10 protein-coding genes are annotated in these 12,877 nt (G+C 25.9%); 9 read left to right on the forward strand and 1 reads right to left on the reverse strand.

Translation table 4 applies throughout. The annotated features are described in order from the left end of the window. Window position 1: 1 nt before the first annotated feature. From ACD762_RS00345 to ACD762_RS00370, 6 genes are all read left to right on the forward strand, one after another. On the forward strand, window positions 2-856 hold the full coding sequence (locus ACD762_RS00345; protein WP_423363830.1) for a DegV family protein: 855 nt from the start codon (window positions 2-4) through the stop codon (window positions 854-856). Further along, on the forward strand, window positions 843-1,949 hold the full coding sequence (locus tag ACD762_RS00350; protein ID WP_423363831.1) for a hypothetical protein: 1,107 nt from the start codon (window positions 843-845) through the stop codon (window positions 1,947-1,949). The genes ACD762_RS00345 and ACD762_RS00350 overlap by 14 nt, the downstream gene beginning before the upstream one ends. A gap of 121 nt (window positions 1,950-2,070) precedes the next feature. Further along, on the forward strand, window positions 2,071-2,625 hold the full coding sequence (locus tag ACD762_RS00355; protein WP_423363832.1) for a LemA family protein: 555 nt from the start codon (window positions 2,071-2,073) through the stop codon (window positions 2,623-2,625). A 1-nt stretch (window position 2,626) separates the two neighbouring features. After that, window positions 2,627-4,507, forward strand: coding sequence for a DUF2207 domain-containing protein (locus tag ACD762_RS00360; protein WP_423363833.1), 1,881 nt, complete (start codon window positions 2,627-2,629; stop codon window positions 4,505-4,507). Between the two features lie 304 nt (window positions 4,508-4,811). Next, entirely contained in the window at window positions 4,812-5,057 is a 246-nt protein-coding gene (locus tag ACD762_RS00365; RefSeq protein ID WP_423363834.1) for a DUF3781 domain-containing protein, read from the forward strand. 693 nt (window positions 5,058-5,750) lie between these two features. Further along, window positions 5,751-6,809: a hypothetical protein gene (locus ACD762_RS00370; protein ID WP_423363835.1), complete on the forward strand. Its 1,059-nt coding sequence runs from the start codon at window positions 5,751-5,753 to the stop codon at window positions 6,807-6,809. A gap of 381 nt (window positions 6,810-7,190) precedes the next feature. On the opposite strand, the gene ACD762_RS00375 is transcribed toward ACD762_RS00370, so the two are convergent. Then, complete coding sequence (locus tag ACD762_RS00375; RefSeq protein ID WP_423363836.1) at window positions 7,191-8,381, reverse strand: FprA family A-type flavoprotein; 1,191 nt, start codon at window positions 8,379-8,381, stop codon at window positions 7,191-7,193. 190 nt (window positions 8,382-8,571) lie between these two features. Here ACD762_RS00375 and ACD762_RS00380 point away from each other — a divergent pair, with 190 nt between their 5' ends. The 3 genes from ACD762_RS00380 (at window position 8,572) to secA (ending at window position 12,876) form a co-directional block, all read left to right on the forward strand. Continuing rightward, window positions 8,572-9,567, forward strand: coding sequence for a helicase-related protein (locus ACD762_RS00380; RefSeq protein WP_423363837.1), 996 nt, complete (start codon window positions 8,572-8,574; stop codon window positions 9,565-9,567). A gap of 311 nt (window positions 9,568-9,878) precedes the next feature. Continuing rightward, window positions 9,879-10,085 (forward strand): hypothetical protein, encoded by a 207-nt coding sequence (locus ACD762_RS00385; RefSeq protein ID WP_423363838.1) that lies wholly within the window; start codon window positions 9,879-9,881, stop codon window positions 10,083-10,085. A 460-nt stretch (window positions 10,086-10,545) separates the two neighbouring features. Next, the gene (gene secA / locus ACD762_RS00390; protein ID WP_423363839.1) at window positions 10,546-12,876 is read left to right on the forward strand and encodes a preprotein translocase subunit SecA; all 2,331 of its coding nucleotides are present in this window, start codon (window positions 10,546-10,548) and stop codon (window positions 12,874-12,876) included. Window position 12,877 lies beyond the last annotated feature (1 nt).

Genomic DNA, 12,877 nt, shown 5'->3' on the forward strand with positions numbered 1-12,877 from the left:
AATGAGAAAAACAGCATTTATTATAGATAGTGCTTCATTTTTAAGTGAAAAGGAAGCAAAAGAACTAGGATTATATTTTTTACCATTAAATATCATTATTGATAATAAAGATTACCAAGAAGGTGTTAACCTAGATATAGATAATTTATATAATGCATTAGAATTAAATAAACAAACATCAACATCACAACCAAGTCCAGGCTTAATGGAAGATCTTATAAAAAAACTTAAAAATGATGGCTATGAAAGAGCAATCTTTTCAGGCATAGCATCAGGATTATCAAAAACACAAGAAAACTTTAAGGCTCAAGCAGAATTATTAAACTTTGAATTACATGTTATAGACTCAAAAAGTGTTGGATATTCACAACTAAATTCACTATTAAAAGTAAGAGATTTAATTGAAAATCATGACATGCAACCAATTGTTGCAATAAACCATGTTCAAGAAGATTTAGCACTTTCAAAAACTATGTTAATAGTAGATGATCTAAATCACTTAAGTAAAAGTGGTAGAATGTCTGCAACAGCAGCCAAAATTGGTGGAATGTTACAAATAAAACCAATACTACAACTTAATAATGATGATGGTGGAAAAATGATGATTGCTGATAAAGTAAGAACATCAAAAAAAGCTTATAAAAAAATGGTAGACTTAATGTTAGCAGAAGTAAAAGATTTAAAAGATTATATAATTTTACTTGCACAATTTGATGCACAAGAAGCAAGCGAAATGATACTTAAAGATATAAATACAAGATATCCAAATAATACAGTAGTTCAAAAGACTCTAGTCCCTACAGTAGGAGTTCACACTGGATTAAATACAGTAGGAATGCAAATTGCTAAAAAATAAAAAGATAATATTATCATTACTGTTATTATTATTAACTGCATGTGGGGGCACAGCTAATAGTGTAGATGATATAGGCATGGTAGTATTCAAGAAAGAAAGTAGTGAAGACTCACTACAAAAAATAAATGATGCTAAACTTTACTACAATAGTGAAGTAAAAGAATATGCAAACCTAAAACATGGAGTATACAAGAATACTAAGTTTAATAACTCTGACAATAGTATAGTAGTAGATGAATTTAGTTGTATTTTACAAGTATATAAAGAAGATGGTAGTGCTAAAACAATTAATCCATGTGATGATTTAAAAGGCAATTGGATTATTGAAAGTATTAATTTTGATAATGATAATACATATTTAACTATATCTTCAGTAAGTACAGGACAACAAAGTAAAAAAATACTACGAAAATTAGATTCAGATTATCAAAAAGTACAAGACTATGAGCTAGATGAAGCAATTATACTAACTAAAATAGACAATGATACACTTTACTATGTTTATGATTCAGAAAATAAAGATGGCGAATATTCATCAATATTATCTAAAAGAAAATTATCAGAAACAACAGAAACAAAACTATATGAATTTGATGATGAAACAACAATATCAAATATTTTAGTTAATAGTGAAAAAGTGAATGTAATAATTGAAAACTTAGAAGATAATATAGTTAAAATATCAGAAGTAAAAGAAAATGAACTAATTGATTTAGAACAAATAGCTTCAGATGAAACATTCATCTTTGATAGTTTGAAAATAGAAGATGGCTCAACAATGGTAACATATGGTGTTGTATCAAGTGAAAGTAATGAAGAAAGTAATAATCCAATAATTGATGTAAATAGTGAAATTGGATTAATGAAAATAGATAATAACAACAAAGTTACATTACTATCAAACATTTGTGATGGAGTAGTTCCATCATTAACTTCGACAAATATGTACTGTATCAACTCTAAAGAAATTAATGTTGTAAATTACTCAGACTTAAGTAAAAGTAAAATGTCTTTACCTAAAGACTTAAAACTAGAAGAAGATCAATTATTGAACTATAACTTTTCTTTTTTTAATAAAAAAGATGACAAATAAAACAGGATTTTAATCCTGTTTTTTTATGTAAATAATAAGTCATACAGCTTGTATATAAGCTATTATAAAGAATAAAAATAAAAAAAATGGTATAATTATAAAAAACGTAGGAGGAAAATATATGTATGTAATATTAATAATACTTGCAATTATAGTCTTAATTGCAATATATGGAGTATCAATTTATAATGGATTGGTGGCATTGAAAAACCAAGTTCAAGAAGCATTCTCAACAATGGATGTATATTTACAAAAAAGATATGATTTAATACCAAACTTAGTAGAAACAGTAAAAGGTTATGCAAAACATGAAAATCAAACATTTGAAAATGTTATTAAAGCACGTAATAGTGCAGTAAATGCAACTACAATAGAATCAAAAGTAGAAGCACAAGGTGAAATACAAAACGCTTTAGGAAGATTATTTGCTTTAGCAGAAAATTATCCAGAACTAAAAGCAAATACAAACTTCTTAGATTTACAAAATCAACTTAACAATGTTGAAACAGACATCGCTAATGCACGTAGTTATTACAATGGAGTAGTAAGAACTTATAATACTAAAATTGAATCATTCCCAAGCAATGTAGTAGCTGGAATGTTTAAATTCACTCAAGAACCAATGTATGAAGTTCAAAGCGAAGAAGCAAGACAAAATGTTAAAGTAGAGTTTTAAAATGAGATGCATTAAAAAGGTATTTGTAGCAATAGTATTCTTTCTAACAATACTATACCCAGTAAATGCTAAAGCTGCAGAATATATCGATAATTTTGATATAAGTGTTAAAGTACATGAAGATGGAGTTTATACTGTTACCAACAAAGTAGAGTATACTTTTGATTCTTTAAGTCATGGTATGTATGCAACAATACCTCAAAGATATGAAATGAACTTTGGTGGAGAAACAAAAGAATACTATTTTCCAATAACTAATATACAAGTTAAGGATTATCCCTTTGAAACTGAATCTGGCGATAATGTAGCTATAAGAATAGGTGATCCAGATACATATGTAAGTGGAACAGTACTATATGAATATTCTTATGATGTTAGAACCAGAGACTTAGGATTAGGTGGTACCAACATGTTTTATTTCAATCTAATAGGAAATGGTTGGAGTGTACCAATAAACAATGTTGACTTTAAAGTAGAAATGCCAAAGGCATTTAATACTAAGCCATTATTTTATGGAGTTACAGAAGAAGCAAAGAGTGGAAAAGCCGAAGATGTTAACTATGAATTAAATGATGAAAAAACAACAATAACAGGATTTTATGACAAAACTATTGATCCTGGAAATGCCTTAACAGTCTTAATAGATTTAGAAAATGGCTATTTTATATATCCAGATTATACAACCACTCAAATAGGATTAGGTGGTTTAGTAGTATTAATAGTTGCGATACTAGGAGTATTATTTAGAATATATGGTAAAGATGATAAAATAATACCAGTAGTTAACTTCTATCCACCAGAAGGAATGTCAAGTTTATTAATTGGATATGCAGCAGATAATGCAGTACAAAGTAAAGATATAACATCATTATTTATATACTGGGCATCTAAAGGATATTTAAAGATAGAAGAAAAAAAGGATAAGAAATTTAATTTTATTAAAGTAAAAGATATTGATAAAAGTGAAACGCAAGTAGAACAATCACTATTTAATGCATTATTTATTGAAGAAGATACAGTGTCAACTGATAAAATGCCAGAAGCATACTTTAATGCTAAAATATTAGTAGAACATGATTTAGGTAAAACATACTTCATAGAAGATAAGCAACTAAGACATACCAAAGCAACTAGTATTCAAATATTTGCTGGCTTAATCTTAGCAATTTCAATAGCACTATTTGCAGCAATAAATACTAACAATTACTATTATGATATTTTTATAAGTATGATAATAGGAGCAATTACTTTTGTTATGGTTTTAGTGTTAAATGGAGCATATTTAGTAGCCTTTAAAAATAGAGAAGTAAAAAATGCAAGTACAAACAATCGAAATATGATTATAGTAGTTATACTATTTATTATTATTAGTGTTATATTCTTACTTTTTATGAGTAGTATTCAAGTAAGTCTAATGTATTCATTAATAGTAATTGCAGCATTAGTAGTTGGATTAGGCTTTGTAGCCTTTATGGATAAAAGAACCGACTATGCTACAAAACTATTAGGAAATATTTATGGTTTAAGAGAATTTATAGTACAAGCACAAAAAGATAAATTAGAAATGCTAGTTGAAAAAGATCCAACATATTTCTATAACATATTACCATATGCGTATGTACTAAATGTAAGTGATAAATGGATAAAAAACTTTGAAAATATAAATATGGTTCAACCAGATTGGTATTTATCAACTACACCAATGAATAACATATTATTTTATTCAATGTTAAATAGTTCATTAAATAATCTAAACACAGCAGCAAACTTTATGCCAAATACATCAGGAAAAGGAACAGGTGGTTTCTCTGGTGGAGGAGGCTTTGGTGGCGGCGGATTCTCAGGAGGAGGATTTGGTGGAGGTGGAGGTGGCTCTTGGTAGTCATTCAAACAAACCCAAATAATCTTAGTTATTAATAATTTAGAGAGTAAGAAATTACTCTCTTTTTTTATGTATTTATCTTCATCGTATTTATTAGAAGTTATCATCTAACAAAAAATCAAAGATATTAATATATGTAATACACACTTTTAGGTATTCTTACTTAATCATTTATAAGATGTACTGTTAGAACTGTTCAACAAGATTATCTAGCATAAAAGTTTATTGTGGTACTGATATGAGAATGTTACAATAAGGATATAAAACATACAAATTACTTTGATGAAAAACGAGGTATCAAAATATGGAAAATGAATTACTAGAAAACTTAGAAAGACTTCACACAACTGAACTTGGAGTTATTAGAATTAAAAGAAACTTATCTTTGAATGTAGAAAATGTAATTGAATGGTGCAAAGAAAAAATTAGTCTTTCTAATGCAATAATCACAAGAAAAGGTAAAAACTGGTATGTAAGTATTGATAATTGTATTATAACAGTAAATGCATATAGTTATACTGTTATCACTGCTCATAAGATAAAACACTAAACTAATCTACAATTTGAAAAATACTACTATCTTTTTCATAGTAATAGAGATATTTCAGTTATTGAAATCTTGATACCTATTCAAGATTTCAATAATTTTATAATCATACACAAAACAGTTACTCTTAGTATTGACTGCTTTTTTTTACCTAAAATAAGATTGAAGTGATTAAATGAACGATATTTTTAATGATATGCAAACAAAATTGAAAAGATGTTGCCTAATGTTTGTGAAGTTCACTAACATACTAGCGAGTAATAACTAAACGAATTAATTTTATGTAATTAAACTTAGTATAAAGATAAAGAATGGCAAAACTAAATGAAGTAAGAGACTTTTAATAATAAACTTTTTCAATTTATCAGCTATTCTATTGAGTAAATTATAAACTTTATATGAATAATAGACAACGCTGCAAAGCATGATTAATAACCAATGCAGTATAAATTTTACTATATTTAAATAAACTTACAAATAGACAATTAACAATCTAAAAATCATTATTTTTCAACAAAAAATAATAAAAAATGGTTTTTTTATATCATTAATACTAGGAATACTACTAATTATTTGTTATAATCATTCTAGAAAGAATTATTAAAATTTAGATAAAAAAATAAAATAATTATGTTAATTATTAATTAATTATTTAATATAGCTGATTTTAAGTAGTTTAAAGAATAGGGTGAAGATATGAAGAAAAAAAAGAATATTAAATTAATGGTGCTATTTACAATGATGTTTATAGTATTAGGATGCAGTAGTAGCAGTATGAGACAAAAACCAATAACATCTTTAAGTGATGAGAGTAGTTTTATATTTTATTATAATGCAACAACAGAAGATGAAAACACTAGATTAGTAGTCGCAGATGATAATTTAGAGGTATTAAAAGAAATAGAATATAAAAATCAAGATAAACAAACAACTAATATAGTAAGACAAGATCTTACAACTAAAAAATTTCTTTTTGCTAATCAAAATAATATATATCATTACGATAAAAATTATAATCAGATAGTAAATTATGAAATATGTTTAAGTGATAAATTTAGTTATGAAACAGTATATTATAACAATAATCACTTTTTAGCAGTAGAGGTAAATGAACAAAATAATACATTAAGCTTGCAACACAATAAAAATTGCTACAAGAATATTGATGTAAATTTTAATTTAAGTGATTACCATGTAATGGAAACAAATATTGACTCAAATTATTATTATATATTTGCTTTGAACAATGAAACACAAAATATAAAAAAAATACAAGTAAATAGAAAAACAACTAAAATTACCTACTCCGATATTAGAGATATTAAAAATATAGGTTTTCAACCATACTCAATATACAAAGACAATTCAGCTTATAGCATGCATTCTGATAAAGATAGTAAAGAAATAGTAGCCTATAACAAATTCACAGGAAATATCACAAAAGTACTAGATTTAGATAAAGATGAAAACATACATGTTGATAATTTTAGATTTCAATCATCAAGATTTTTAGTATCAATTAATAGTATAAATAAAATCACGTTATATAATGATCAATTAGAAAAAGTAGCTTCACATTTAGTAAAAGAAGATGCAACTATTAAAACATATCATCTAACAAATAATATATTACATTATATTACAGAAAATAGAGACTTCATAAAATATGATTTAAATACACATGAAAGAACTGTAATAGGTAATATTCAATCTTTAGATTTAAAGGATAGCTATCCTTCTTTCATAAAATTATAGTATATATATTTTAAAGTAGATATAACTCAGATTAATTCTTAGAATATCTACTTTTTTATAGTTTATATATAAAAAAGTAGTAGGAAAGAATATACTTATAAAGATACAAGATAGAATACTACATCATTCATAGAGATTAATATAACTGGATATTTATAAAGTACTTAAATCCATCTTAATAGAAGAGATAATGAAAGTATTATAATCTTATCTATATATAGATGAGTTCATTTATAATATACCTATTTTTCTTACATCATTGTTTTAGATTCATATTTTATATCTTTTGATTATTTAGATTCGGATGATGAACAAAATCTTATAACATACTTAAAGGGTAGGACATTATGTCCTACCCTTTAATATAATTGTATTATAAATTTATTTAGTTTCTTCAATAAATAAATTAATAGTATCTTCGATTGCTTTTTTCTTTTCATCATTAATTTTAAAATTAATACAAGGCACACTTTCAAATACAGGATACTTTGCAGCAGTTAAACGTTGTTGTAACTCTTTAATTGGTGCAAAAGACCAACCATATGCACCAAATACAATTACATGAGTATTAGTAGCTTTTAATCCTTTTAATCGTTCTACAAAATCAGCGATGATAGGGAATATACCATTATTTTGTACTCCAGTACCTAAAGCTAAATATTTAGCATCTACAATCTCAGTGATAATTTCACTAACTCTTGATTTAGATAAATAAAATACTTTAGTTTCAATGCCATTTGCAGCAAAGACCTTTTCTATCTCTAAAGCTTCAGACTTAGTATTACCCCAAATAGTTTCAAAAACAATAACAGCTTTATTTACTTTACTTGCACTTGATAAATATCGATATTGTTCTATTAGATCACAAAAATGTTCTTCAATCATAATACCATGACCAGGAGCAACTAACTTCACATGCCAATCAGCAGCAATAAATTTATCAATAGTTCTTTTTACAGCAGGATTATTAGGATAAATAATATTAGCATAATACTCCTTAGAATAAGCTAATAATTTTTCAAAAGAGATATCTTTATCAGAATAAACATCATCACAAATTAATTGACCAAATGCATCGTTTGAAAATAAAATTTGTTCTTCAACTAAATAAGTCCACATATTATCTGGCCAGTGTACTTGTGGAGTTTCAAAAAATCTCAAAGTATATTCACCAGTAGAAATTTCATTACCATAACCAACATTGTTATAGGCTACATCCATAAAAAAGTTTTCTTGCATTTCCCTAACAGCACTCTTAGAGCAATATACACTTGCATCAGGATACATACCATGAATCAATTGAAAACTTTCAGAATGATCAGGTTCAACATGATTAATAATAATATTATCAATCATACGATTATTTAATAACTTATTTAATTCTACAATCACATCATCAGCGTATTTTAATTCAAAAGTATCTATTAAAGTAACTTTATCATCTAAAATCAAATAAGAAGCATAACTTACCCCATCATTAACTGGAAACAAAGTACCATGGAATGATTTTTCTGCAGTATCAATAATTCTTATTTGATATATATTATCTTTTATTTTATTAACTTTTATCATATATATAACTCCTTTTCTAACTCTAGTCTTATTATATAACTATTGAAGCAATAATATATAGAATATAGAATATTTCCATTAATAATTCATATAATTTTTACAAATTGATAATAAAAAATTATAATCATATAATTTATATCAAACTTTTAGGATTTATCTATATAAATACATATAATATTTAGGTGATAAAATGAAATACAATTATAAATTAGATTTTAAATTAAATCAGTATCAAGCTAATTCTAGTAAATTACTATTAAAATATGTTATGCAAAATGAAAATGTATTACTTGATGCTGTATGTGGTGCTGGAAAAACAGAAGTGCTACTTGAAACAATTAAAGTATGTTTAAATAAAAAAATGAAAATAGGGTTTGCGTGTCCTAGAAAAGCACTACTAATAGAACTCTACACAAGAATAAAGGATGTATTTAATAGTGAAGACTTTGGATTAATTTATGGAGGATATCAATATAAAGCCAATGCACAACTAGTGTTTTTAACAACCCATCAATTATCAAAATATAATAATGAATTTGATATATTAATTATAGATGAAATAGATGCCTTTCCCTATATAGATAATTTTAAATTAGAAAAGGCTGCAAGTAATAGTTCAAAACAATTTATATATCTTTCAGCAACAGTACCTGCAAAATATTATAAAATGAACCTTAAAATACTAAAAATATATCATAGACACCATTTAAAAGTTATGCCAGTACCTAAAATATTAAAAAGTCATAAAAGTAGATACATACTTCTAATATATAAAATAATAAAGATACATAAACATGATCCAATGATAATTTATGTACCAACAAAAAAAACAGGTAAAAAAATTAATACCTTATTAAAGATTATAAAACAAAAAACAGCTTATATAGATAGTAGTAGTAATATTACTAAAATAATTAATGAATTTAAAAATAAAAAATATAATATAATAGTTACAACTACAGTACTAGAGCGAGGGATAACTTTAAAAGATGTAAATGTAATTATCTATGATGCAAATGCAAAAGTGTTTAATGAGAAAGTCCTAATTCAAATATGTGGTAGAGTAGGAAGACACTTTGAAAAAACAACCGGTGAAATATACTATTTATGTAATGATATTAATGATGATATATATAATAGTATAAAAAAAATAAAAGAAATAAACTATAAGATTACTTCATTATAAGTAGTAAAAAATACAAATCATTTTTAAAAATTATGTCACAAGATTATAAATAAAAATTATCAATAATATTATTAATTAAATAAATATTTAATAATATCTTTATAAAACTAACCATAAAAGAAGTTCTAGTTATCATATAGTCTAGAATAGTTATAAAAAAAGTATCTATATGTTTAAATGTAAAATAAATAAAAAAAATATAAAAAAAATATATAATAATCGTTGAAAATTAAAACAAAATAGAATAGAATAGAGTTAAGTTGAGATATGAAACTAGTTTTATAACGAAAATAATTGAGTGAGGGAATTAAATGAAAAGAAATGTAACATATAATCAGTTTAATAATAAAGATATCTTCTTTATATTGATTTTACCAATGATCATAACAACGCTTATTGAATATGTAAATGTTGTAGATATACCGATTATTGCAAATATAGCAGGAATGATTTTATATATATCAGGTTATGAATTTTTCAGAAGCTATAGAACAAAAAGCACAAAATATGACTTATAATATCTAAACAAGCCTAAAGGCTTGTTTTTTGCTATATATTCACATAATAATCATATAATCGATCACTAATATTGTATAAAAATTTAACTAAATATATGTAAGAAAATAATAAAGTACGTGAATTTATGTTAAAAGCACACAATAAATATTCAATAAAACTAAAATAATTACATATAGTCAACTATACAATAAATACAAAATATAATCATTATAAAAAATACATTCAATTATTTATTAAGTATTTCATTGTGTTAAAATAAATGTTAAAATTAAAGAGAAACATTTTTACACTTGTTTATATGATTATTATATAAACTATATTATAAAAGTAATTTATTGAAATATTAATAGGGGAATTTTTAATTAAAGAATATAATATAGAAAGATAGTTTAGTATATACAGTATACATAAACTTTAAATAGTAAAAATGCTATAATCAAAAAGATAGGAGATGATATGATGGCTTCATTTTTTCAAAAGTTTTTTAACTTGGAAAAAAGACACTACGCTAAAGTAGAAAATATCGCTCGTGAAGTAGATGCTTTAAAGGATGAAATGAGCGCACTAAGCGATGAATTGTTAAAAGATAAAACAAGAGAATTTAAGTTAAGAATAGAACAGGGTGAAACACTAGATGATGTTTTAGTTGAAGCATTTGCCGTTTCAAGAGAAGCGTGTAAACGAGCATTAGGACTTTATCCATTCTTTGTGCAACTAGTAGGTGGAATAGTAATGCACTTTGGGGATATAGCGGAAATGAAAACAGGTGAAGGTAAAACCTTAACTTCAGTAATGCCAGCTTATTTAAATGCATTAAGTGGTAAAGGAGTTCACATTGTTACAGTAAATGAATACCTTGCTAAGCGTGACTATCAAGAAATGGGTCAGGTTTTTTCATGGTTAGGATTGAGTGTTGGATTAAATGAACAAGAATTGAATTCTAATATGAAAAAAGATGCATATTTAGCAGATATTACATATACTACAAACTCAGAATTAGGATTTGATTATTTAAGAGATAACATGGTGCAAACCTTAGATCAAAGAGCATTAAGAGGATTAAACTTTGCCATAGTCGATGAAGTTGACTCTATCTTAATTGATGAATCAAGAACACCATTAATTATTTCAGGTGGTCAAATGAATACGCAACAGTTATATACAATGGCAACAACTTTTGCAAAAGGATTAAAACCAGATGATTATGAAATAGATGCTAAAACTAAAAGTATAGTTCTAACAGCAAGTGGAATTGAAAAAGCTGAAAAAAGTTTTAAAATTAATAACTTATATGAATTAGAACATAATGCTTTAGTACACCATATTAATAATGCATTAAAAGCTAATTATATAATGCACAACGATGTTGATTATTTAGTAAGAGATGGAGAAGTAATGATTATTGATTCATTTACTGGACGTATTATGGATGGAAGACAATATTCTGATGGTCTACATCAAGCAATTGAAGCTAAAGAAGGTGTCAAAATCAATGAAGAGACACAAACAATGGCAACAATTACTTACCAAAACTTCTTTAGACTTTATGATAAATTAGCTGGTATGACTGGTACAGCAAAAACAGAAGAAGAAGAATTTTCTACTACATACAATATGTATGTAATTGAAGTTCCAACAAATGTACCAGTAATTAGAGTAGATCAACCTGATAGAATTTATGCATCTAAATCAGCAAAATTCAAAGCATTAGCTGATGATGTTAAAGAAAGATATGATAAAGGTCAACCAGTATTAATTGGTACTGTAGCAGTTGAAACTTCAGAAGAAATATCACAATTTTTAAAACAATTGAAAATTCCTCATGAAATTTTAAATGCTAAGAATCACGAAAGAGAAGCCGATATAATTGCTAAAGCAGGTCAAGTAAAATCAGTAACTATTGCAACTAATATGGCTGGTCGTGGTACCGATATTAAACTTTCAGATGAAACAAGAGCATTAGGTGGTTTAGCAGTAGTAGGTAGTGAAAGACACGAATCAAGACGTATTGACAACCAATTACGTGGACGTTCAGGTCGTCAAGGAGATCCTGGAACTTCTGTGTTCTATATTTCATTTGAAGATGAATTATTATTACGTTTTGCTGGTCCAAAGCTTAGAGAAACATTTGATCAAAGTTTAGGTGATGAAGCCTTAACAAGTCCAATATTATCAAAAGCAATTGAAGGATCTCAAAAACGTGGTGAGGGATATAACTTTGATATAAGAAAACATTTATTAGAATATGATGATGTCATTAGTGCACATCGTAATAGAATGTATGAAGATAGAGATAAAGTTCTTAATGCTGAAGCAATGAAAGATACAGTATTATCAATGATAGAAGATACAATAGATGTTATAGTAGGACAAAATTTCGATTATGAAACAAGTACAGTTAACATTGATAATTTAGTAACGACATTAGAAGGACGTATTTTTGAACCAAAATCAATGAACAAAGAAGAAATTAAAGATAAATCATTTGATGAGTTAAAAGCATACTTAAAAGATCAAGCTAAAACTAAATGGTTAGAAGTAAGATCACAAAATTCTTCAAAATATCGTGAAATCGAAAAATTAATATTAATTTCAGTAATTGATAATTACTGGATGATGCATATAGATACAATGTCTAAATTAAGAGAAGGAATTCACTTAAGAGCTTATGCTCAAAAATCACCAGTACAAGAATACCGTGATGAAGGAGATAAGCTATTTGATGAACTTTTCGTCTCAATTTCACGTGATGTTACATTCTCAGTGATGAATTTAACATTTAAAAGGTAAA

It is taken from the genome of Mycoplasma sp. P36-A1, assembly GCF_049478495.1.
In the GTDB taxonomy this organism is placed as follows: Bacteria; Bacillota_I; Bacilli_A; order JAJDGJ01; family JAJDGJ01; genus P36-A1.